This is a genomic window from Leuconostoc fallax, from assembly GCF_004354645.1.
Lineage (GTDB): Bacteria > Bacillota > Bacilli > Lactobacillales > Lactobacillaceae > Leuconostoc_B > Leuconostoc_B fallax.
In genome coordinates this window covers 44137-65942 of sequence record NZ_PUFI01000016.1, presented here as the reverse complement: position 1 = coordinate 65942, position 21806 = coordinate 44137, and the positions used below count along the sequence as shown (strand labels likewise).

The following is a 21806-nucleotide window of genomic DNA, read 5'->3' as shown; positions in this document are numbered from 1 at the left end:
GAGGTAGATATGACAGTTTATAATTTTAATCTAGGTATCGGTTGGGCTAGTAGCGGGGTAGAATATGCACAATTATATCGTGCAGAAATTTTTAGACAATTGGGGCAACCGGCAAAGTTTATTTTTATGGATCTCATTACAAGTGATAATATTGAGCACCTTACGCATAATATTGGTTTCTTTGATGATGAAATTATTTGGATTTATCAGTATTTTTCTGATATTAAGGTTGCACCCACTTCATATTCATTGAATCAATTAGAATCTACATTTCCCACAACGTTTGATCGCATAGAACGTGGTAAAAATTATATTCGATACTTCTTTGAAAAAGATGACATAATTATAACAGCCTATTTGGATAAAAAAAATAAAGAATCGGTGGAACGTGCAGAATTTGTTTCTCATGGAAAATTAATTCGAAAGGATTATTACACATATACTAAATTATTTTCAGAGTATTATGCACCTAAAGATAACAAAGCCTATGTATATGAACGTCATTTTTTTAACCAAAATGGTTCGATAGCATTTGAAGAAATAGTTGATGGGAAAAACTCTGTTTTTAAATTTAAAAATCAAATTATTTATGGAAAAGAAGGCTTGCTTGCATATATGTTGAAATGTTTTAATTTCACAACGCAGGATATTATTATTTTAGATCGTGCGACAAATATAGGAAGTACGATATTAAAATATAGTGCACCAGCTAAAGTAGGTGTTGTTGTTCATGCAGAACATTTTAATGAAAATCAAACTGATACAAAAAATATTTTGTGGAATAATTTTTATGAGTATCAATTTGATCAAGCTGATAATATTGATTTTTTTATTACAGCAACTTTAGCACAAAAAAAGTTACTGGAGTATCATTTTTCAAAATATACGAAACTAAACCCCAGAATATTTGATATTCCTGTCGGTAACTTGAAACAATTGTACTTCCCTCTAGAAAATAGAAAAAAACATTCACTGATTACGGCTTCTCGATTAGCAACTGAAAAGCATGTGGACTGGTTGATAAAGGCGGTAATTAAGTCAAAAAAATATATACCAGATCTTACTTTTGATATTTACGGGGAAGGTGGAGAAAATCAAAAGCTTAAAAAAATTATTGAAGATAATAGTGCACAGAATTATATAAAATTAAGAGGACACGTTGATTTAGAACATATTTATCAAAAATATGATACTTATATTTCAGCCTCTACCAGTGAGGGCTTCGGGTTAACCCTAATGGAAGCTGTTGGATCAGGGTTACCTATGATTGGTTTTAATGTTCGCTATGGTAATCAAACATTTATTAAAAATAATCAAAATGGGTATTTAATTCCTTTTAATAAGTCATGTGATGTAGAGGACATCGCTGTACAATTAAGTAATAAAATTATCACGTTATTTGAGCAACATGATTTATCTGATTTTTCTCAGAATTCTTATAAGATTGCTGAGAAATATTTGGTAAAGGAAGTTGAGAAAAGATGGCAAATACTAATTAATGAAGTAGGTGTTAAATGATTAACTTATTTGATAATTACTCGCAAGAAAGTATTGATCTTCATCAATCGTTACAATTGTCTGGGTATACTCATCCAACTGTGGTCATTGATGAAAATGGATTTTTACCAGACGATGTAACGTCCCCCTTTGCCTATTATGCAAGTATCTATAAAGGGGAAGGAGAACCTTTATATTTTAATCAGGTTAAATGTCCTGATTTTTGGGAAATTCGTGGAAATAATAATGGCGCTGCCATTTATGAAGATAATAATAAAAGAGCTAGTATTGTTTACGCTCCCAATATAACAAATAAACGCTATGTTCAAAGGGTAGAATGGTTGGATTTAGATGGTAATATTCGCATTGTTGATCACTATAGTAAACTTGGTATCAAATTTGCTCGTACTAGTTATAATTTAAACAAGCAGCCAACAATGACTACTTATTATAATAATGGTCATTATGAAGTTATCGTTGAAAATCATATGACTAAAGATATTATTTTAAATACACATGAACAAATTCATCTTTTTAAATCACGTGTAGAATTTGTAAATTTCTATTTGAATAAGGTATTTGGTAATATAGATCGTATTTTATATAATTCTTTATCTATCCCATTTTTTGTTTCGTATAAGTTATCTAAACCAGGGGATGATATTTTATTTTGGCAAGAGTCGTTGCCTAATGACTTCAAATTACCGGGCAATATGATAACGCTATTACGGAATCCCAATAGGACTAAAAAAGTAATATTTCAAAATAAAAGTGATTATCAAAATATACAGTTGAAATACCCAGACCTAATAAATAAAATATCGTACTTAGGCTTTATATATCCAATAAGAAATATTAATCGAGAAAAATTAGATGTACTGATACTAACAAATTCCGATAGTATTGAAGCAATTAGTACAATTATTGAGTCACTGCCGAAAATAAATTTTCACATTGCTGCTCTTACGGAAATGTCGTCCAAGTTAATGGAGCTATCTAATTATCATAATGTGGTACTATATCCAAACATTAAAGAAGGTGATGCTAGTCATTTGTTTGAAAAATGTTCGTTCTATTTGGATATTAACCATGGAATAGAAATAAAGTATGCTGTTCGGCAAGCTTATTTAAATGGGATGTTAGTGTTAACTTTTAAAAATACTATACACAATAAAAAGTTTATATCACCTGAGCATATATTCGATCAAAAGAACAGTGTAGAGTTGATTAATGTAATAAAGGAATGCCTAGACAGTCATTCATATTTATTATCAGAATTAAAAAAGCAACAAAAATATGTTAATCAAAGTAGCAGTATGGATTATCAAAATGGTATAGGTTAATGGGTGGAGATGTTAGGAATCATAAAAGTGACAAAAATAATAGAGATAGTTTTATACAAGATCCAATACAAAAATCAATTGATGAACGTCTGAGCCGAATACGGTATGAACCGATAAAAAGCAAAAAGAAAAAATATAAATATGAAAAAATACAAATACTATTAGCTGTTGTGGTGGCTGCAGGTATATTAGCTGGCTTAATTACCATTATTCTTCAAATTTTTGTTAAATGATAGTAGATGGTATTTGAACTATCTATTAAATTTAGTTGGCTCATAAATTTAGAGAGGAATAGTTTTCAATGAAAAAAGCTGTGTTCTATACTTACAGTGGTCACTATGAATGGCTGGTAGCTGTATCCATTCAATCTATTATCGATCATTATATTTCTGAAGAAGTATTAGATATTTTAGTTTTCACAGATAAAACATTTGATTATCAACAATCCACCATACGCCAACTACCCATTTTAAATGGTAAGCCACAAATCAAAATATCATTTTGGCGGTTTCCAAAATGGATTAATCAAATTAATAATAATATTTCAGAACGATTTCCAGCAGTAACTTTTTTAAGATTGGGTATCCCCATAGAGTTTCAAGAATTTGATACAATGCTTTATTTAGATGCTGATACGTTGATTTATACTGATATCCATGAAGTGTTTGATCAAATAGAAAACGCTACTGTTGCTGGAGTTTTAGATATATTTCATTATTTAAATAGTTCAGACAAAGATGCTTTGCAACATTATAATAAAATATATAAAATTTCTGATTCTTCAAAGTATATTAATTCTGGTGTTATATTATTTAATAATAAACGTTATGCGATGAACTGGACTATTTTTGATCTTGTAAATGATATTAACAACGGCCATTTTGTTAGTTTCCCAGATCAAGAATTAATTAATAAAAAGTTTAATCCGAATATTTTAATATTAGCACATGAATATAATTATCAAGAAAATGTAAAATTTTTAGATCATTGGGATGTTCCGGAGAGTTATAAAAAAACACTGATAGAAGCAGCGTACCATATTAAAATTAAACATTTTTTACCAGTACCAAAGCCATCTAATCTTTTAGTGGGTTATCGAGATCAATATGATATTGATTGGTGGGAAAAGGCAATGGAGTTGAAAAAAATTTTACCTGATTAGGATTACAGTTAATAAACATAGACAACATAAAAAGCCCCATGAAGGGGCTTTTTTCATATCAATCATTAAATTTTTGAATTCTAAAGAAGTCTAGTAAAAAGGTTAAAATAGGCAGTCCAACAATTAATCCCCAGGCGCCTAATAAGCGTTCCATGATAATTAAGTTTATAAGGATCACTAGAATTGGCATATGTGTTTTTTGTGACATTAGGTGTGGATGTAGGAAATAGGATTCCAATAAATGTATAAAGGCAACCCATAGAATGATCACCAAGGCAGTGTGCCAATCACCAATAATGAACGCAGTAACAGTTAATGGAATTAAGGATATGATAACACCGAAAACTGGAATTAATCCCAAAATAAAAATCATGATACTAAAGCCTAATAAATAAGGAAATTGTAATATGGCTAGTGCACTAATCATTAATGTTGTATTGATGACACAAATGATCAGTTGTACTTCAAACAATTTACCCAAAATTGTAATAAAACGATGGGCAATAATATAAAATTCACCAAAGAACATTTTAAAGGGACTATTGATGAAGTTTTTGCCCCAATTTCTAAGTTTGGGATAAGTAATACTAAAAATAAAGCTAAAGAGTAGGGCCAAAATTAATTCATAAATAATGTGCCCGAAGTGACTTAGTTGTGACAACCCAGTATTAATTAATTGGTTCGTACTAATAAATGAAGTATATTGATGGCCATTTTTGTAAATCTCATTCAAAATACCATTTTTGTGCCAATTAATATGTTGTGCGAGATGAATCATGCTGTCTACTTGCTGAATCAATGTAGAAGCACCATGTTTGATACCTAAAATTAACGCAGTCATGACAATAAGATAGACAATAGTGACGGATAAACCGTGCGAAAGCTTTGAATAACGGCCGATATACTTAGCTAAGGTCATCGCGAGATAGGCGAAAATCGTTGTCAGTAGTAGTAACGACATAAAATGATGTAATAATACAATGAGTATGATGCTGATGAGCAATACCCAATAACGAAAAGGTATCCGCCGGTTAATAGATTCAATTAAATGCATAAAATTCCCCCATGATTAATAGCTTTATTATATACAAAATCAATGGTTTATGGCGTGAAATAATGAAAATAAAAAAAAGTATGCCATGTAGTGTTAGGGATACTCTTTTTATTGATATTTATTGTGCTGCAGTGTGAATATATTTACTGGTAATTTTTTGAGCAAGAAGATTATCTTCAGGCAAACCGATTGCAATTCGAATCCATTGTGGATTAAGACGACTATTCACTTGAACACCCTGTGATAATAATTGTTCACCTAATCGTTTGGCGTCAGCAACTTTAAACCAAAGGAAGTTGGTATCTGAAACATAGTAAGGAACATTGAGGCTATCTAAAACTGCTAGCCATTTTGTTCGCTCATCTTGGATACCAGCGACTACTTTCTGCAAATAATCTTGATCTTCAATAGCAGCAACACCACCAGCAATCTGATAAGAAGATAGATTATATGGTGCTCGAATGGCATTAATATCACGGTGAATCGTTGCATTAGTTGCTAACCAGCCAATGCGAAGGTTAGCCAAGCCATAGGCTTTTGAAAGTGTCCGTACAACAATTAAATTATCATGAGTTGCTAATAGTGGCAAAGCAGTCGCTTTTTGATTGTTAACAAAATCATAATAAGCTTCATCAACAACAAGTACGACGTCTGATGGTAATTGATTGAGAAAATTTTCAATATCAGTTACCGGTTCAAAGACACCGGTTGGATTATTGGGATTAACTAACCAAACTAAACTAGTTTTTTCATCAATGGCATCCAGCATCCCAGAAAAATCAGTATGACCATTTTGCTCAAAAACGGGAATGGCACGTACTTCAGCACCTTCAATATTGGCTTCGGTACGATAAGCACCAAAAGTAGGCGCCTGAATAACGATATTACTATCAGATGTTAGGAAGACGCGGCTAATCAAACTAATCAGTTCATCAGCACCATTACCAAATAAGAATTTTTCATCAGCAATGCCAGTTAATTGGCTCAGCGCTTGACGTAAATCATTGGCGTTACCATCAGGGTAATAGTTAAGGACATCTTGATTAAGTTGTTGTAGTGCTTCATATACCTTCGGACTGGCACCATAGACGTTTTCATTAGCTGATAAACGCGCAATGTGGTCTAGATGGTAGGCTTGTTGGATAGCTTGAACAGGTGCTTCGGCTACATAGGGTTGTATATTTTTAATGGTGGGTTTCATAATTGGCTCTACTCCTGATTAAAGATTATCGATATTAGGGCGCTCGTGTAAACGTGATTGTTGGTCAAGACGGCTACCAAGTTCAGCTTCAATTGCGGAAAGTGGGATATCTTTTGCCACTAATAATACCATTAGATGATAAAGGTAATCAGCTGTTTCAAAAATTAATTCATCATTGGTATTTTTCGCACCGATAATAACTTCGGTATTTTCTTCACCAACTTTTTTAAGAATTTTATCAAGTCCTTTGTTAAAAAGGTAGTCCGTATAGCTGCCTTCAATTGGATTTTCTTTGCGTGAGCGTACGAGATCGTAAAGTTCCGATAATGTTTGTTGTGCCATTTTTTAAGACTCCTTTTTTATTGGAATAGATTGATTGAAGCATGATGTGCTACCAGTGTGGCATGCAGGACCATTAGGAATTACTTTGACCAACAGCGTATCTTGATCACAATCTAAGGTCAATGAAACGACTTGTTGTGTATGTCCAGAAGTCTCACCTTTATGCCATAGTGTTTGTCTAGAACGTGAGTAAAACCATGTTTGTTGTGTCTCAAGTGTTTTTTCAAAACTTTCTTGATTCATGTAAGCAAGGGTCAGTACTTGTTGTGTGTTGTTATCAACAATAATAGTTGGTAGTAAACCGCCATTTTTTGAAAAGTCTGGTTGTGGATTATTTAACACGAATAGGGATCTCCTTTTTTAGTAGTGTGGTCTTAAGCTCTGGAATAGTAATTTCGCCATAATGAAAGACAGAAGCGGCTAAAGCACCATCGACATTAGTCTGTTGAAAAACATCAATAAAGTCATCAGTTTTACCAGCACCACCACTAGCGATGATGGGGACATTAACACGTTGGGTGAGCAGATCATATAGGGTAATATCATAACCGTTTTTGGTACCGTCAGCATCCATGCTTGTGACAAGCAATTCACCAGCACCGTATGACACAAGCTGTTCAGCCCAATCTAACGCATTGATTCCAGTTGCTTGGCGGCCACCAACACGATAGACTTCATAAAATTGTTTTTCAGCATTGAAGCGAGCATCAATGGCACCAACAACTGCTTGGTTACCAAATAATTGTGCCGCTTCTTGAACTAAAGTTGGGTTTTGAATGGCAGCAGAATTTAAGAAAATTTTATCTGCACCGGCATGGAAAATAGCTTTGATATCATCTAGCGTTCTTAATCCACCGCCCACTGTGAGAGGAATGAAAACTTCTTTTGACACAGCTTGGATGACTGATGTCATAATATTTCGATTTTCAAAAGTTGCTGTAATATCTAAGAAAACTAATTCATCCGCGCCCTGATCTTGGTAGGCTTTCGCAATTTCAACAGGATCACCAATTGTTGTGAGATTAAGGAACTGAATACCTTTGACAACCTGACCATCTTTGACATCTAAGGCAGGAATAATACGTTTGGCTAATGTCATTTATTTTCCCCCTGAAATGGGATTAGATAGGGCTGTTATTTCAGCTAAGGTGATATTATTTGTAGCTAAAGCTTTCCCAACGATAATATCATTAATGCCAGCTTTTTGAAGGGTAATAATATCGTCAATGTTACTAATACCACCACTGGCAATAATATTAGCATTGGGGAATTGCATATTAAGTGATTGCAACAGTGCAACGTTAGGACCGGATAATGTACCATCTTTCGTTGTATCTGTAACGATAAATTCACGAACGCCACGTGCGAACATTGCAGCAATTAAATCACCGAAACTGAGTTGAGATTGTTTAAGCCAACCATCAGTGGCCACTAAGTTGTTTTTACCATCGACACCAACAACAACACGATCTGGCCCGTATTTTTGGATTAAAGTAGACAGTAAATCAGGGTCTTGAATAGCAGCCGAACCTAATACAATACGATCAACGCCTGTTGATAGCCATTGATCAGCTGTCGCTTCATCGCGAATACCACCACCAATTTCGACTTTCAAAGATGTAGTTTGCACAATGGCTTCAATAATTTTTTGATTAATGGGGCGACCTGCTTTGGCACCATCTAAATCAACAAGATGTAATTTTTGAATGCCGGCATTGGCAAAATCCATTGCCTGTTGTACGGGATTGTCATTGATGATACTCAGTTGGTCAAAATCGCCTTGATAGAGGCGAACAGATTTAGATTGATATAAATCGATAGCAGGGATAATCATATGGACTCCTTATTTGCGTTAACATATTGGCCGAATTGACGTAATACTTCCAAGCCAATGGTGCTACTTTTTTCTGGATGGAATTGTGCCCCAAAAACATTTTGGTAGCCAACGAGACTAGGGATGGCGATGCCATAATTGGTTTCAGATAGAATATATTTTGCTTGCGTTTTGGCATAGTAAGAATGAACGAAATAAGTATATTCATCATCAATAGGGTTAGCTAGTGGGTGAGATTGCGTAACGTGGTTTTTATTCCAACCCATATGTGGTACTTTGACGCCTAAATCTGTGGGGATGGGGACAACATCACCGGGGATCAGACCAAGGCCCTTCGTGTCACCATGTTCTGTTGAACTATCAAATAGTAGTTGCATACCCAAACAAACACCTAATAGTGGTATTTGACGTTGAACTGCTGATTGAATTGGTGCAATCAATTGGCGTTGATTTAACGCTGCCATTGCTGGGGCAAAGGCACCGACACCAGGTAAAATAATGGCATCGGCATTGGCAATATCATCAGGATTTTGGGTGAATGTTGCATCTAAACCGATATATGACAAGGCTTTGAGAACATTGAGAATATTACCGGCACCATAATCGATGACAGCGATATTAGTTTTTGCCATTAAATGACTCCTTTAGTTGAATTAACACCCTTTATTTCTGGGTTAATAGTAATAGCTTGGCGTAATGCACGACCAGTAGCTTTGAAGATGCTTTCAATTTGGTGGTGTGTATTTCGGCCATAAAGGACACTAATGTGTAGATTTGCTTTTAGATTATCAGCAAATGATTGGAAGAAATCTTCTACAACCTCTGTTTCAAAAGTACCGAGTACTGGCGCAGTGAATTGTGTTTCAAAGACAAGATAGGCGCGACCGGATAGATCAATAACCACACGACTGAGTGTTTCGTCCATTGGCACAAATTGTTGTCCGTAACGCTCAATACCAACTTTGTCACCCAGTGCTTCGCGGAAAGCTTGCCCTAAAACGATACCAATATCTTCAGTTGTGTGATGGCTATCAACATACAAGTCACCAGTTGCTTCGACAGATAAACCAAAGCGACCGTGTTTTGCAAATAAGGTTAACATGTGGTCTAAAAAGCCAATACCAGTATTGATTTGAATTGTTTCGGGATTATCAAGATCTAAACGAACTGTAATGGTTGTTTCACCGGTTTGGCGTGTGATTGTTGCTGTGCGCATGTTATTCTCCTTTAATTAAAGCGTTGTTCAACTGCACGGGCGTGCGCTTCGAGACCTTCTTGGCGTGCAATAGCTGCAACATCTTGATAATCTTCTTGCAAGGCACGTTGATCATATTGTGTGAATTGGATGTGTTTTTGAAAATCACTGACACTTAAAGCACTAGAAAAGCGTGCGGTACCACTAGTTGGCAAAATGTGATTAGGACCGGCTAAGTAATCCCCTAATGGTTCAGATGCATAACGACCTAAGAAGACAGAACCGGCATTTTGGATATCACCTAAATATTGCATAGGATCTGGTAATTGAACTTCTAAGTGTTCAGGTGCAACGGCATTCATAATGGTGAACATTTCTGCAACAGTTGGTACGATGATGATACTAGCGCGGTTATCGATAGCTTCTTGGGCAATGGCTTTTCGTGGTAGGGTTTTGAGCTGCTCAGTTAATGCAACTTCAACATTATTTGCTAATGTTGTGCTGTTGGTTACTAGGATAGCCCGTGCTAGCACGTCGTGTTCTGCTTGAGACAATAGATCGGCTGCAATATCATTTGCATCTGCACTATCATCAGCCAAAATACCAATTTCAGATGGACCAGCAATCATGTCGATGGCCACTTGTCCATAAACAAGACGTTTAGCAGCAGCAACATAAGCATTACCAGGACCAGTAATTTTATCTACTTGTGGGATCGTTTCAGTACCATAAGCTAATGCAGCGATAGCTTGAGCACCACCAATTTGATAAATTTCATCCACACCAGCTAAATCAGCAGCAACCAAAACAGCGGGATCGATGCCTGTCTTTTGCGGTGGTGTCACCATGACAATACGCTTAACACCGGCAATTTTGGCTGGAATAACATTCATGAGTACACTTGATGGATAAGCAGCAGTACCACCAGGAACATAAACACCAACTGCGCTAAGGGGTGTTACTTTGCTACCACGAATGACACCTGGTTTGGGCATATCAACAAAGCCACTGCGCTTTTCTTGTTCGTGAAAACTCGTAATATTGATCACTGCTTTTTCTAAAGCGCTAATGACAGTAGGAGAAACTTCATTATATGCTGCTTGTATCGTTGCTTTGGCAACTTGTAGTGTGTCTAAGGTGACGTTGTCAAACTGCTGTGAATAATCGAAAAGGGCTTGGTCACCTTTTGCTTGAACAGTAGTAATAATCTCAGCAACTCGTCGATTAATTTCTTCAGGGATACTTTGATTAGTGACACTTGAAATATCTGCAATAAGTGAATCAGTTGATTGATTTTGATAAATTTTCATCGTTAGGCTCCAATATATTTAATAGGTTATAAATTAATTCATTAAAGAATGCGCGTTGTTGTCGAACACTAATTCTATTAGCAATAAGGTGTGCTGAAACATCGTTGAGTTCATCTAGCACTTTTAGATTATTTTCTTTCAGTGTCGTACCAGTTTGTGAAATATCAACAATGGCATCAGCTAAATCCGTTAACGGTGCCAGCTCGACACTGCCAGTGAGTTTTATAATTTGTATATCTTTGTTTTGCTTATCGAAATATTGTCGTGTAATCGTGGGGTATTTCGTCGCAATTTTTGGTCGCATATTAATATGATGGCGAAAGTCATGTGTACTGGCTAAGACGAACTGGGCACGGGCCACGTTTAAATCTAATAAATCATAGTGGTTAAAAGGTTGTTCTGCCATCGTATCACTACCGACAATACCAATATCACCAATGCCGGCATCTAGATATTTCACGACATCATCGGCTTTAACTAAAATAAAAGTCAATTTGTTATCGTTAGAGTGGAAAATTAATTTACGTTCAGGATTTTCTAGTGCGCTATTGTCAATGCCAGCGTTTTTTAATAACGGACGAACGGCCTTTTCAACGCGGCCTTTTGCCAAAACAAAGGTTAAGTTATCTTTTTCAGGTTGTTGCTTATTTGTATGCGCTTTGAGTGTTGCTAGCGCATCAACATTGATACCGATACCAACAGCAGGTAGTAAGCAACCACGATGATCTTGAAGTAGTTGGTCGTAACGGCCACCGCTAAAGATATACTCGCTAACATGCTGTGAAAACGTCCGAATCGTTGTTCCTGTGTAGTACGATTTTAGTGGTCGAGCAGCTAAATCAACATGGACTTTAATATTGCTGTTGAAAGCTTTAACGCTGTTGATGAGTTCTTGCCAGTGTGTTTTCATTGCGTTGATTTCGGGAGAATCGGGTAGCAGTGGTAGTAACGCATCTCCTCGTAATCCAAAGGCCATTGGCCAATTGACTAAGAAAGTATCGTCGATAAGATGATAGGCTTTGAGCTTTTGACGATATTGCGTCATGTTTTTATTAAATAAAGCATCCTTCAAACAAGTGATTTGTTGTGGTGATAACTGATAGGTTGCCAGTACAGCATCTGCTAATTTTGCATCACTCAATTCAATTTCCAAATCAGTTACATCTAGCTCTGCCATGAGATTCAATGTCTGTTGCAGGATTTCTTGTTCGGCAGCCCAACTGGTCTCACCAATAATTTCAAAACCAGCCTGTGTCTGTTGGTTATAATGACCCGATAATTGTGTTGGCGGTGTGAAAGTTTCGCCAAAGTAATAAAGATGAGTAGGGTAATTGATATGATTAGTTGCTAAGAATCGTGACAAGGGGCGTGTCATATCAGATTTTAATGTGAATAGTTCACCATCTTTTCCGGATAAATACATGCTATCTGGACGAAGTGTTTCACCTTTTTCTAGAAAAGGGGTGGCAATGGGTAAAAAATGTGCTTGATTTAAAATGAGATTAAAGTGATGTTCGATGCTTTGTTTAATTAACAATTCCTCACCAAATTCATCACGGCTTGTTGCGGGTAATCCTTCCATAAATGCCTCCTTGCTAGTATTAACTAACTAAAAAAATCGCCCCTGCAAACAAACTTAATTGCTTGCAAGGGCGATTCATCGCGGTCCCACCTTACTTTTAACTCATCTATTAAGATGAGTCCTCATAACCTGCTAACACAGGTGTTCTCGATAACGTGAGACCAAACCGTTAGTACCTACTGCGTTTCAATACTAAGCCGATCGAATGTGTTGTCATAGCCTGTTTTGGTATTCATCGCATCAAGTAGAATACTTTCTTAACAAAACAAATGGTATGGCGGTTTCGATAAAAGCTAATATTAAATTATTAACTATAGTTTATATTTTTATAATGATTTGTCAATAGTAATTTCATATTTTATATTTTTTAATTCATCTTTGACATGGTAAAATCAGTTAACTATTAATTAAAATCAAGGTTACTAATGTGGAGGGTAAATAATGAGCACGGCTGATAAATTGTTGGCGTTACTGGTTGATCAAGAAGCAAAATGGGTATCGGGTGAAGTGATTGCAACACAACTCAATATAACGAGAACATCGATATGGAAGGCGGTCCGGAAATTAGAAATACAAGGTTACACGATTGAAAGTAATCGTGGACAAGGGTATCGTTATTTACCTGGCCATAAAATTGCAGCGGTGGCAATTCAGCGTTATCTAAAACATGATGTCGCCCTACAAGTTTTTGAAACGATTGATTCAACCAACATATATGCTAAAGAAATGCTATCAGCCGGGAAGATTACAGAAAATACTGTGATTATTAGTGAGAGAATGACGGCCGGCGTTGGCAGATTAGGTCGACAATTTTTTTCACCAAAAGATACAGGCTTATATGTGACGTTTGCTTTGCCATTGCCAATTGGTACGCAGGTTAATCCAGGACGCCTGACGACGAGTACAGCGGTTGCAGTGGCTGAGATGGTAAAAAGTATTTTTGATATTGATTTACAGTTTAAATGGGTTAACGACTTGTTGTATCGTGACAAAAAAGTAGGGGGCATCTTAACTGAAGCAGTCATTGATTTTGAGAGTCAACATTTTTCGTCATTAATTGTTGGTGTGGGGATGAATTTGGCAACACCTGCAGGAGGCTTTCCCGACGCCATTGCACAAAAAGCAGGGGCTTTAGTTGATGATTTAAAGGTGTCTCGTAATGTTGTGGTTGCGAGTCTTATCGATCATTTCTTTGCTATGTATCAGAATTATCAAGATGGTCAGTATATGGCAACTTATCGAAAGAAAGTTGTTGGTATGGGACAAAACGTTGAAATACAACGCGGTCAAGAAAAAATAATAGGTCAAATTATCTCAATTGATGATGATGGTGGTTTAGTGATTGATAATGGTACGGGCACGATAACAATTAATTCAGGAGAAATTACAAAACTCATGATGCCGAATAATTCATACAAAGGCTAATGACCATTTGACAAAGAGAATACGCTGTGTTTTAATAAAAAAATAATTAATCGATTCACAGAAAGGGTTTATAATGGTTCAACATTTATCAGTTAATTCAAATTATTATTATGGTTTTTTCTTTAGGTAGTGTCCGTTTCAACTTTAGATGCGGACACAATAGTTCGCATCTAAAGCTGAAGCCATTATTTAAGGTGTTCAACTAGATGCACAATAGTAATCTAGTTGAAACCATATATTCTGATATTGAACCAGCTTCCTCGGGCTGTTGACAAAGAATGATTGTGACGACTAGATGTTATTAACATTTAGTCGTTTTTTGTTTGTTGTATGAGGGAGATAAGAGATGAATCAAGTAACAGTAAGTAACAAGCTTCGATTAAGCATAGTGCTTTACCTGAATTATTTAGTACACGGTATTGGCTTACTTATTTTGACACAAAACATGCTACATCTGAGCAAAAGTTGGGATCAACCATTAGCGACGGTATCTTATGTTATTTCAGGTATCGGTATTGGCCGTATTATCGCTTATTATTTATTAGGTTCTTTATCTGATCGGTACGGTCGTAAGCCGATTCTAGCTTTTGGCATGATTACTTATGCTATTTTTTTAACAGCTATGCCATTTGTTAATGATTTTAAAATGGCCTACGGCCTAACAATACTAGCTGGTATTGCTAATTCGGCATTGGATTCTGCGACATATCCGACCTTTTTAGAATTAAATCACGGGAAAGGTGCTGCAACTGTTTTAATTAAGTCCATGATGTCGCTTGGTGAGTTTATCTTGCCTTTGATGGTTGGATTCTTAGAGTTATCTAAACTATGGTACGGTTGGAGCTTTATTGTTGGCGCAATGATTTTAGCGATAAATTTTATGATGTTATTACCTCTGAAATTTCCAAAGCAAATGGTTAAAATGACGGTTCAAGATAATCAAAAATCGTCAAAATTAAAGGCTGCACAAATTGCATTGATGACATTATTGTCTGTTTATGGCTTTACAGCAATGGCATTGATGATACATTTTACGCAATGGATTTCATTATTTGCGGTTAACGTCTTGAATATGTCGCACTTAGCTGCACATTTTGTTTTATCTTTATATAGCGTTGGATCCATTATTGGTGTGTTAGTGATGTTTATGGTGATGCAAAAAGAATGGGTACCCGACCGTTACCTTATTATTATTCTCAATGCACTTGCTTTGCTATCATTAGGTATTATTTGTTTCGTGCCACAACATCAGGTTGTGAATATTGCAGCTTTTGTTTTTGGTGCTACAGCGGCTAGTGGTGTGATGCAAATTGGTTTGAACATTTTCTTACGATTATTCCCAAATATGAAGGGCCGAATTACAGCAATATTCTTTTCATTTGGTAGTGTAGCATCCTTTACGGTGCCCATTATGACGGGAATGCTATCGCAGATGAGCATTGCCATAACATTACGGAGTAATTTGGTAGTAGCTGCTATCAACTTATTACTATGTGTTGGTGTGAGTCTGTTGCTCAAGAAAAAGGTTTGAGTGAACAATCGTATAGGGAAATTGCACGAATATTGACAACATGTTATAACGGACGTAGTTAAACAGAAAGAAAGTGTGATGGACATGACAAAGAAATTCGATCCTTTTTCGTTAATTACTGGTATTTTGTCGTTAATATTGGCCTTTGTGATTTTGGATAACCCGATAAATGCTTTTTCAACATTTATAACGATTGTTGGTGTTTTCTCCGTTATTGAAGGTATTCTAAAATGGACAGGTATTCGTTTTGCACATTGGCTTGTCCCAGTTAATACACGATGGGGAACGATTAGTGCGATTTTGGATATTATCCTTGGGCTAGTTATTATTTATGTCCCACAATTTGGGGCTGCCTATATTTGGATTTCCCTAGCTATGTGGTTTATATTTGATTCTATTTTTGAATTGTGGGTTGGGCGCTTTGTGAGAAGTTCTGAAAAGGGTTATTACGGTTTTCATACTGTACTAGCTGTTATCGGTTTGATTGTGGGCATCATTCTATTATTTAGTCCTGCATTTGCCATGTCATTAAGTGTCGCGATTGTTGCGATGTATTTAACCTTATTCGGAATTGTCCAAGTCGTTCGTTCATTTTAAAATCAACTAAAAAGTAGCAACGTGATTAACCACGTTGCTACTTTTTATTGATTAGTATGTCGAGTTGTGTGACATCGTACTGAATATCAGAATGAGAGACAAAATGTAAACGGCGATGAAAATAATTGAAATAATAAACTGAACGAAGCCAGCACGATTCCAAGTTGCCTGGACTGCCTTGAATGTTTCGACATCTTTATAATCGCCTTTTTCCCAAGCCCACTCATTACCTTTAAAGCCACAAACAAAGACCCAAACAATATTGAATATTGGAATTAAACAAAGTAATGGTAAATATGTTTTATTACCAATACCCCAGAAAATATTGTACATGAATGCACCCCAACTCCAACCTTTAATTTCGGCAGGGGTTACTTGATTAGTTTCATCTAACTCCATCAGTTTTTCTCCTTTATTTTTAATATGTTGCGCGCAATTTAGTGATTAAAAATATATCGCGTAACTAAGCGGTTATCTCTAAACGAGATACTGTTTAACTTACTTATTATTATACATTAGTCGCGTTCAGCATAGTAAATATGTGCATATGAAGGAACGTTTTGTTAAACTAGCGGTACAAATTATAAAATAGGAGGCGTTACAATGTCATTTGAAGAAAAGATGGATAATGCCAAGAATCGTGTTGCAGGTAAAGCCAAAGAAATTGGCGGTAAGGTTACTGGCAATAAAGAACGTGAGGCAGAAGGTAAGGCGCAAAGTATGATGGCCAAAGTAAAAGATAATGCCATTCATGCTAAGGAAAATATTGAAGAGACAGCAGATAATGTAAAAGATTCTGCTAAGGGCTTTGTTAAGGGCGCCCGCGAAGATAGTCAGAAAGAAATTGATAAATAATGGATAAAAAAGCAACATCTCAAAATTAAGATGTTGCTTTTTTATTTTGTTTTATGTTTTTGCTTGTCTATCATGGTGTATATGACACCTAATAGAATAAACATCATTGGAAACATGAATAAAATAACACCATGCGTAGTTAATAGCGCATTGATGAACAGTGCAATACCCGTCATAATCAGGACTATACCACGATAAGGTAAGATAAATTGATAAAATTTTGACTTTTTATATTGTGGTGTATTCGTAATAATTATCACTGAAATTAAAGTAAAAAAGAGAAAATTAGTGGTGGACATCATTATATTTTCCTATATTTGGTGTTTAGATTTGTTTTCAGAAATTTTCCTGAAAACATAAATATAGTTTATGCAAAATCAGGCAATCTGTAAAGTAACTATCGCATGGATTTAACCAAACAAAAAGCGATAAACCAATACTAATTGATTCATCGCAAGTATAGCCCTTAGGGAACAGGACATAACGAATTTAATGTGTATCATGGCCAAATCTACTACAGCTGACTTAAGTGGTGATACTAATGACACAGTTAGTAGCATTACAGGAACAAGTAAAGTTACTTCAAGAACAGATTAAGGCATTCAATGAATTAGGTAATGAGGAGGGATAGTAAATGGAACATATCCTTATCCTAAATAGTTGAAATTGGAAGTGTTTGTGGTGTATTTTATGCCCTCTTCCAATTTTTATTTAAAGCTTCTTTTTCAGATGCTATTGAACCATTGAAGAATGCCGTTAATGGATTGTCCAATAACGTAGCCTCACAGACCAAAATGCTTAATCAAAGTCTTGATAAAATCGAGGCACTTCAAAAGGAAGTTAATGATCATAACACACGTTTAAAAGTGTTGGAATATCGAGAGGAGCATGATGAACACAACAATTAATATCATCCTATGGCTAGCATCACTAGGGGCATTTAGTACTCTTACATCTATTGCCTGGAAGTATGGACGCTCACATGTTAAGAATGTTTCCTTGCAAAATGCAGGCGATATTTTCTTGCAAGGAGTTCAATATGCTGAACAGGTAGCAGGAAGCAAGTCAGGAGCTGAACAGAAGCAAGTAGCGACAGATTTTATTAACAAGGCTTTATCTGCCCTTCATATTGAAAAATTATTTACTGCAGAACAAGTATCTTCAAAAATAGAACTTGCATTACTGGAACTCAAGAAGTTAGACAGTGAGGTGACTAAATGACGAAAACAATTAAATATTTATTCTTGATGGTAGCCTCTGTGGTTGCCATTTTTACTTTTGGGGTAACACATGCAAGTGCAGCAACGCAACACAATGGCACAGTTGACCAACAACGTGTACTGCAGTGGTTTGACTCACGCAAGGGTAATTTAACCTATAGCATGTATGGCTCACGTAACGGTGCTGATGGTACTGCTGACTGTTCTGGTAGTATGACACAGGCTATTTATGAAGCTGGTGGCACACCTTACAATGCTCTATACAGCACTGAAACCATTCACGACTATCTACTGGCTAACAACTATCAATTAGTTGCTGAAAATGCTGGCTGGAATGCTAAGAAGGGCGATATTGTTGTATGGGGTCAGCAGGGTCAATCCGCAGGTGCCTTTGGTCATATTGGTGTTATCTCAAAGAGTGATCCTAATGCTATCTTTATTAGTACTTGCTACTATACAGGTGGTCAAGTAGGAACAGCTGTTCAAGACTTAGACTATAACTACTTTGCTAGTCTAGATGGTTACCCTTATAACTACGTATATCGTTATGTAGGGCCTAAGACACCAACTAAGCCAACACAAGCAGTGCAAAAGGCTAAGACCGTTCACTTTAACCGTACGTTTGAAGTTTCATACTACGATTACTGGAATGGTAAGTGGGACGCTATTAATGAGGGCTTGAGTATTCCTGTAACAGATTACAACAACTACATTCCACTATCAGCTATTACAATGACTGATAAGCATGGTAAGAAGTTGTCTAATCAATATGCACAGATTGGTAGCCCACAGCGTGAATACTTCCGCATGAACGGTCACTACAAGGTATTGCATCATTATGGTTCAATTATGGTTATTGAATTAGCTGGTGAGCCGGTGTCTATTCAATCAAAGTATGCTGTAGCAGACAAGTGATAATTGCGGTTAACTATCACTTCTGTCCTAATTGGTTTGGTGCACACTATTAGTTAACCGTAAATTAAAAGACCTTATCCTTTAACCGGGGTAGGGTCTTTTTTTGTGCTCTAGATTAGGCACGAGTTTGCTATACAAAGTTATTGTCAAAATTCACTGCTACTGTTAACTTGATGTTATACTGATTGTATGCCAATAAGTTAGGGTGGTGACCAGACAAGATACTGGAGGTTTCCTATGGAAAATCTAACAGAGGTTTGGTCAGTTGATGATATTATTATCAGCTTTGATAACGGTTGTGGTAGGTATACTTACTCACGCTGGTCAAAGGCTCTTGGACAAGTACGCATTTGATACGTATAAAGCCAAGCACCTAAAAAAGTGATAATAAAAAGCCACTCTAACTTTTGCGGGTTGTAGTGGCTGATTATTATTAGGCTATTGCACCGTCACCATCATAATGGTTTGGCTTCAGGATGCGTATTGATAGTACGTGTCCTTTTTCTATGTCTTCATTTTAGCACATTAAGGCCTTTGAGAACCACATTTTGCTCCTTTTTAACCCTTTTTGCTCCTTTTGTTGGCTTTATAGTCCAATTCAAGTTGATATATACGGAATTGTCAATACATGAATATTGTTGTGTGTAGTATCTGATATATGGTGAAATGTGTGTATACATAAGTAGATACATAGAAAGGGGCAATCTTATGCAAGCAGCACCTGTAGCAAGTACAAAATTAGCATCTTGGGGCAATTCGAAGGCGACTAGAATACCTAAAGAAGTGCTAGGTAAAGCTAATGTTTTAGATAACCAATAGTTTGACATTATTGTTGATGGGGAGAGTATTATTCTGACTCCTGTTAACAGCCAACCTAAGACTTTATCAGAGCTTTTGGCCAACTATAAAGATGATGGTGTCAGAACTGGTGAACTTGATTGGGGAGAGAGCCAAGGTAAAGAATTATAATGGTAATATTAAAACAAGGCGATATTGCCTTGGTAGACTTAAACCCAACTAAAGGACATGAGCAACAGAGCCGTAGGCCTGTTGTAATACTCAGTAGTATACAAGTATCAGACATATCAGGGTTATTTATTGTAGCCCCTATTAGTACTACTAACAGAGACTTTCCCCTGTATTACCCTCTAGAGACACCTAGTGAAACCACTGGTAAAGTATTGCTAGACCAGACTAGAGCTTTAGATATAGTAAACAGAGGTTATAGAATAGTAGATAGGGTCTCACAAAGTGAACTTATGAGTATTATTAATACCTATAAGTTGTTCTTTGATATAGGTGCGTGAGTATACGCTATTAAGCTAGTTAAAGAGATAAAAAATAGCCAAATAAAAACCCCTTAACTTTGGCCTGTTCTAGGGGTCTAAGAATATCTGTACAATTATCCAACTGCCATCGCTAACACGGGTTTGAAATTCTAAAAGGTCATGTGTCTCTAGCGCATGGCTTTTTCTATGTCTTCATTTTAGCATAAAGTTTGTTTAGCATATACAAAATAAACAACACATAAAATTGAATAAACTAAAAACACGCTTTAAACGTTAATATATTGGGATTTAACCAAACAAAAAGCGATAAACCAATACTAATTGATTCATCGCAAGTATAGCCCCAGAGGGAGTCGAACCCTCGATTCCGCGCTGAGAACGCGACGTCTTAACCACTTGACCATGGGGCCACAACAAGAATAAATTATACAGACTAATTTATAGTTCGTCAATAGAAAAAGCAGCATTTATTTTTTGAAGTGTACTTTTCGTATAGTCACCATTTTGAAGCCGTAATTGAAAGGGGCTCAGGTGCTTTTGAAAGCCGTAATAGTCATCTTTAGAGATAGTAGCCACTTGATCTAATTGTGATAGATTATCAATCGTTATACCCAAATGATGTTTTTGGATAATTTGGCCAATAGCGCTTTGAGACCAAGCAATTAAGGGTAGACCAGCACGTAAATACAGGCTTGCCTTATGTGGTGCATTATATCGCGTATAAGTTTGATAAGTTTTACCCTCAAAGTCACTGTCCCAGAGTAAACCAAAGCCAGATTGAAAGGCGGCTACAATAGCGATGGGGTCGAGATTGCCTTGGAAATGAACATGTTCTGGCCAGTCGATATGTTGCCATTTACGCGGTTTAGCACCAAATAAGGTAATGGGCAATTGACCATTATAAGTCTGGAGCCACGGTGATTTTTGAAAAGTGCCAGCAAAATTAATTTGATGACTGTAGTTAGCAATTGACGGCGTAGGTGCTAAGTAATCGAAGAAAGCATGAATGATCATATCACTCATAACGCCATTGTGAGCTAAAATATCAGCCATAGCTTGTGAGTGCACAACAACTAAATCATAAGCGTTCAATAAATCAAACTCCCAGGGCTGTTGCTTTGTTAAACGTAACGGCTCAATATCATGAATTAAAATGACGCTGTGAACACGACGCTGGTTCAAAGTAGCAATGAATTGTTGTTCAAATGCGGCACTCATATAAGTGGGGAATTGGTGCACAACAGTATCATTCTCCCGCAGAGCATCACACCACAAGTTGATATTATTTTGTCGCTGACTAATAGTGTCACGGCTATCATTGTAACGTGCCAAGGGGAGTACTTGCCAATGCTGAGTTAAAGCAATATCAATAATATCTTGTTTAGCTTTTAGAGCGCCGAGTGGCATCCAAGGTTCGATTGTATGGGTTACGTAATTTGTCATAGGTCTATTAT

At 36.3% G+C, this 21806-nt stretch carries 25 protein-coding genes and 1 tRNA gene; 12 read left to right on the top strand and 14 right to left on the bottom strand.

What is annotated here, in order from left to right:
• Positions 1-9 precede the first annotated feature (9 nt).
• The 4 genes from gtfA to C5L23_RS08415 all read left to right on the top strand — a co-directional run bounded on the left by gtfA (position 10) and on the right by C5L23_RS08415 (position 4002).
• Positions 10-1518, top strand: a complete 1509-nt coding sequence (gtfA, locus tag C5L23_RS08430) for an accessory Sec system glycosyltransferase GtfA (protein WP_133264709.1) — start codon at positions 10-12, stop codon at positions 1516-1518.
• Positions 1515-2840 (top strand): accessory Sec system glycosylation chaperone GtfB, encoded by a 1326-nt coding sequence (gene gtfB / locus C5L23_RS08425; RefSeq protein WP_010008318.1) that lies wholly within the window; start codon positions 1515-1517, stop codon positions 2838-2840. The genes gtfA and gtfB overlap by 4 nt, the downstream gene beginning before the upstream one ends.
• Positions 2840-3073, top strand: a complete 234-nt coding sequence (locus C5L23_RS08420) for an accessory secretory protein Asp4 (RefSeq protein ID WP_133264707.1) — start codon at positions 2840-2842, stop codon at positions 3071-3073. Before gtfB ends, C5L23_RS08420 begins: the two co-directional genes overlap by 1 nt.
• Positions 3074-3141: 68 nt before the next feature.
• Entirely contained in the window at positions 3142-4002 is an 861-nt protein-coding gene (locus tag C5L23_RS08415; protein WP_133264705.1) for a glycosyltransferase, read from the top strand.
• 58 nt (positions 4003-4060) lie between these two features.
• Here C5L23_RS08415 and C5L23_RS08410 read toward each other — a convergent pair whose 3' ends face one another.
• The 10 genes from C5L23_RS08410 to hisG form a co-directional block, all read right to left on the bottom strand.
• A complete protein-coding gene (locus C5L23_RS08410) occupies positions 4061-5056 on the bottom strand; it encodes an AI-2E family transporter (protein WP_010008312.1) in 996 nt (331 codons plus the stop codon).
• A gap of 118 nt (positions 5057-5174) precedes the next feature.
• A complete protein-coding gene (gene hisC / locus C5L23_RS08405) occupies positions 5175-6257 on the bottom strand; it encodes a histidinol-phosphate transaminase (protein WP_010008311.1) in 1083 nt (360 codons plus the stop codon).
• Between the two features lie 18 nt (positions 6258-6275).
• Positions 6276-6599 carry a phosphoribosyl-ATP diphosphatase gene (gene hisE / locus C5L23_RS08400; RefSeq protein WP_010008310.1) on the bottom strand — a complete coding sequence of 108 codons (324 nt, stop codon included), beginning with the start codon at positions 6597-6599 and terminating at the stop codon, positions 6276-6278.
• Positions 6600-6602: 3 nt separating this feature from the next.
• Positions 6603-6941, bottom strand: coding sequence for a phosphoribosyl-AMP cyclohydrolase (gene hisI, locus C5L23_RS08395; protein ID WP_133264703.1), 339 nt, complete (start codon positions 6939-6941; stop codon positions 6603-6605).
• Positions 6931-7698 (bottom strand): imidazole glycerol phosphate synthase subunit HisF, encoded by a 768-nt coding sequence (hisF, locus tag C5L23_RS08390; RefSeq protein WP_133264701.1) that lies wholly within the window; start codon positions 7696-7698, stop codon positions 6931-6933. Before hisF ends, hisI begins: the two co-directional genes overlap by 11 nt.
• On the bottom strand, positions 7699-8433 hold the full coding sequence (gene hisA / locus C5L23_RS08385; RefSeq protein ID WP_010008306.1) for a 1-(5-phosphoribosyl)-5-[(5-phosphoribosylamino)methylideneamino]imidazole-4-carboxamide isomerase: 735 nt from the start codon (positions 8431-8433) through the stop codon (positions 7699-7701).
• Entirely contained in the window at positions 8430-9065 is a 636-nt protein-coding gene (hisH, locus tag C5L23_RS08380; protein ID WP_010008305.1) for an imidazole glycerol phosphate synthase subunit HisH, read from the bottom strand. The genes hisA and hisH overlap by 4 nt, the downstream gene beginning before the upstream one ends.
• Positions 9065-9649: an imidazoleglycerol-phosphate dehydratase HisB gene (gene hisB, locus C5L23_RS08375; protein ID WP_010008304.1), complete on the bottom strand. Its 585-nt coding sequence runs from the start codon at positions 9647-9649 to the stop codon at positions 9065-9067. The genes hisH and hisB overlap by 1 nt, the downstream gene beginning before the upstream one ends.
• Positions 9650-9660: 11 nt before the next feature.
• Positions 9661-10938, bottom strand: a complete 1278-nt coding sequence (hisD, locus tag C5L23_RS08370; protein WP_010008303.1) for a histidinol dehydrogenase — start codon at positions 10936-10938, stop codon at positions 9661-9663.
• Positions 10910-12520 carry an ATP phosphoribosyltransferase gene (gene hisG / locus C5L23_RS08365; protein WP_010008301.1) on the bottom strand — a complete coding sequence of 537 codons (1611 nt, stop codon included), beginning with the start codon at positions 12518-12520 and terminating at the stop codon, positions 10910-10912. Before hisG ends, hisD begins: the two co-directional genes overlap by 29 nt.
• Positions 12521-12961: 441 nt before the next feature.
• Between hisG and C5L23_RS08360 the strand changes: the two genes are divergently transcribed.
• The 3 genes from C5L23_RS08360 (at position 12962) to C5L23_RS08350 (ending at position 16073) form a co-directional block, all read left to right on the top strand.
• Positions 12962-13945: a biotin--[acetyl-CoA-carboxylase] ligase gene (locus C5L23_RS08360; protein ID WP_010008299.1), complete on the top strand. Its 984-nt coding sequence runs from the start codon at positions 12962-12964 to the stop codon at positions 13943-13945.
• A gap of 346 nt (positions 13946-14291) precedes the next feature.
• Positions 14292-15476: an MFS transporter gene (locus C5L23_RS08355; protein WP_010008298.1), complete on the top strand. Its 1185-nt coding sequence runs from the start codon at positions 14292-14294 to the stop codon at positions 15474-15476.
• Between the two features lie 84 nt (positions 15477-15560).
• Positions 15561-16073, top strand: coding sequence for an HdeD family acid-resistance protein (locus C5L23_RS08350; protein ID WP_170168018.1), 513 nt, complete (start codon positions 15561-15563; stop codon positions 16071-16073).
• Positions 16074-16124: 51 nt separating this feature from the next.
• Here the strand turns inward: C5L23_RS08350 and C5L23_RS08345 are convergent, their stop codons facing one another.
• Positions 16125-16472 (bottom strand): hypothetical protein, encoded by a 348-nt coding sequence (locus C5L23_RS08345; protein WP_010008296.1) that lies wholly within the window; start codon positions 16470-16472, stop codon positions 16125-16127.
• Between the two features lie 204 nt (positions 16473-16676).
• Here C5L23_RS08345 and C5L23_RS08340 point away from each other — a divergent pair, with 204 nt between their 5' ends.
• On the top strand, positions 16677-16928 hold the full coding sequence (locus tag C5L23_RS08340) for a CsbD family protein (RefSeq protein ID WP_010008294.1): 252 nt from the start codon (positions 16677-16679) through the stop codon (positions 16926-16928).
• Between the two features lie 41 nt (positions 16929-16969).
• Here the strand turns inward: C5L23_RS08340 and C5L23_RS08335 are convergent, their stop codons facing one another.
• Complete coding sequence (locus C5L23_RS08335) at positions 16970-17230, bottom strand: hypothetical protein (protein WP_133264697.1); 261 nt, start codon at positions 17228-17230, stop codon at positions 16970-16972.
• A 586-nt stretch (positions 17231-17816) separates the two neighbouring features.
• Between C5L23_RS08335 and C5L23_RS08330 the strand changes: the two genes are divergently transcribed.
• The 4 genes from C5L23_RS08330 (at position 17817) to C5L23_RS08315 (ending at position 20370) form a co-directional block, all read left to right on the top strand.
• On the top strand, positions 17817-18149 hold the full coding sequence (locus tag C5L23_RS08330) for a phage holin, LLH family (protein WP_081458732.1): 333 nt from the start codon (positions 17817-17819) through the stop codon (positions 18147-18149).
• Entirely contained in the window at positions 18146-19063 is a 918-nt protein-coding gene (locus C5L23_RS08650; RefSeq protein WP_010008287.1) for a peptidoglycan amidohydrolase family protein, read from the top strand. Before C5L23_RS08330 ends, C5L23_RS08650 begins: the two co-directional genes overlap by 4 nt.
• 708 nt (positions 19064-19771) lie before the next feature.
• The gene (locus C5L23_RS08685; protein WP_010008285.1) at positions 19772-19882 is read left to right on the top strand and encodes an AbrB/MazE/SpoVT family DNA-binding domain-containing protein; all 111 of its coding nucleotides are present in this window, start codon (positions 19772-19774) and stop codon (positions 19880-19882) included.
• Positions 19883-20031: 149 nt separating this feature from the next.
• Positions 20032-20370 (top strand): type II toxin-antitoxin system PemK/MazF family toxin, encoded by a 339-nt coding sequence (locus C5L23_RS08315; protein WP_010008284.1) that lies wholly within the window; start codon positions 20032-20034, stop codon positions 20368-20370.
• Positions 20371-20690: 320 nt separating this feature from the next.
• On the opposite strand, the gene C5L23_RS08310 is transcribed toward C5L23_RS08315, so the two are convergent.
• Both C5L23_RS08310 and C5L23_RS08305 read right to left on the bottom strand, forming a co-directional pair.
• A tRNA-Glu gene (locus C5L23_RS08310) sits at positions 20691-20762 on the bottom strand.
• Between the two features lie 28 nt (positions 20763-20790).
• Positions 20791-21795 (bottom strand): sugar transferase, encoded by a 1005-nt coding sequence (locus C5L23_RS08305; protein ID WP_029508689.1) that lies wholly within the window; start codon positions 21793-21795, stop codon positions 20791-20793.
• Between the last annotated feature and the right edge of the window lie 11 nt (positions 21796-21806).

Bases quoted from the DNA above. Each gene is read 5' to 3' on its own strand.
- hisG (WP_010008301.1), bottom strand. From the start codon at position 12,520: ATGGAAGGATTACCCGCAACAAGCCGTGATGAATTTGGTGAGGAATTG.
- gtfA (WP_133264709.1), top strand. From the start codon at position 10: ATGACAGTTTATAATTTTAATCTAGGTATCGGTTGGGCTAGTAGCGGG.
- C5L23_RS08420 (WP_133264707.1), top strand. From the start codon at position 2,840: ATGGGTGGAGATGTTAGGAATCATAAAAGTGACAAAAATAATAGAGAT.
- C5L23_RS08315 (WP_010008284.1), top strand. From the start codon at position 20,032: ATGGTAATATTAAAACAAGGCGATATTGCCTTGGTAGACTTAAACCCA.
- hisA (WP_010008306.1), bottom strand. From the start codon at position 8,433: ATGATTATCCCTGCTATCGATTTATATCAATCTAAATCTGTTCGCCTC.
- C5L23_RS08650 (WP_010008287.1), top strand. From the start codon at position 18,146: ATGACGAAAACAATTAAATATTTATTCTTGATGGTAGCCTCTGTGGTT.
- hisC (WP_010008311.1), bottom strand. From the start codon at position 6,257: ATGAAACCCACCATTAAAAATATACAACCCTATGTAGCCGAAGCACCT.
- hisB (WP_010008304.1), bottom strand. From the start codon at position 9,649: ATGCGCACAGCAACAATCACACGCCAAACCGGTGAAACAACCATTACA.
- hisH (WP_010008305.1), bottom strand. From the start codon at position 9,065: ATGGCAAAAACTAATATCGCTGTCATCGATTATGGTGCCGGTAATATT.
- C5L23_RS08305 (WP_029508689.1), bottom strand. From the start codon at position 21,795: ATGACAAATTACGTAACCCATACAATCGAACCTTGGATGCCACTCGGC.
- gtfB (WP_010008318.1), top strand. From the start codon at position 1,515: ATGATTAACTTATTTGATAATTACTCGCAAGAAAGTATTGATCTTCAT.
- hisF (WP_133264701.1), bottom strand. From the start codon at position 7,698: ATGACATTAGCCAAACGTATTATTCCTGCCTTAGATGTCAAAGATGGT.
- C5L23_RS08345 (WP_010008296.1), bottom strand. From the start codon at position 16,472: ATGGAGTTAGATGAAACTAATCAAGTAACCCCTGCCGAAATTAAAGGT.
- C5L23_RS08410 (WP_010008312.1), bottom strand. From the start codon at position 5,056: ATGCATTTAATTGAATCTATTAACCGGCGGATACCTTTTCGTTATTGG.
- C5L23_RS08355 (WP_010008298.1), top strand. From the start codon at position 14,292: ATGAATCAAGTAACAGTAAGTAACAAGCTTCGATTAAGCATAGTGCTT.
- C5L23_RS08330 (WP_081458732.1), top strand. From the start codon at position 17,817: ATGATGAACACAACAATTAATATCATCCTATGGCTAGCATCACTAGGG.
- C5L23_RS08360 (WP_010008299.1), top strand. From the start codon at position 12,962: ATGAGCACGGCTGATAAATTGTTGGCGTTACTGGTTGATCAAGAAGCA.
- C5L23_RS08335 (WP_133264697.1), bottom strand. From the start codon at position 17,230: ATGATGTCCACCACTAATTTTCTCTTTTTTACTTTAATTTCAGTGATA.
- C5L23_RS08340 (WP_010008294.1), top strand. From the start codon at position 16,677: ATGTCATTTGAAGAAAAGATGGATAATGCCAAGAATCGTGTTGCAGGT.
- hisE (WP_010008310.1), bottom strand. From the start codon at position 6,599: ATGGCACAACAAACATTATCGGAACTTTACGATCTCGTACGCTCACGC.
- C5L23_RS08685 (WP_010008285.1), top strand. From the start codon at position 19,772: ATGCAAGCAGCACCTGTAGCAAGTACAAAATTAGCATCTTGGGGCAAT.
- hisD (WP_010008303.1), bottom strand. From the start codon at position 10,938: ATGAAAATTTATCAAAATCAATCAACTGATTCACTTATTGCAGATATT.
- C5L23_RS08415 (WP_133264705.1), top strand. From the start codon at position 3,142: ATGAAAAAAGCTGTGTTCTATACTTACAGTGGTCACTATGAATGGCTG.
- C5L23_RS08350 (WP_170168018.1), top strand. From the start codon at position 15,561: ATGACAAAGAAATTCGATCCTTTTTCGTTAATTACTGGTATTTTGTCG.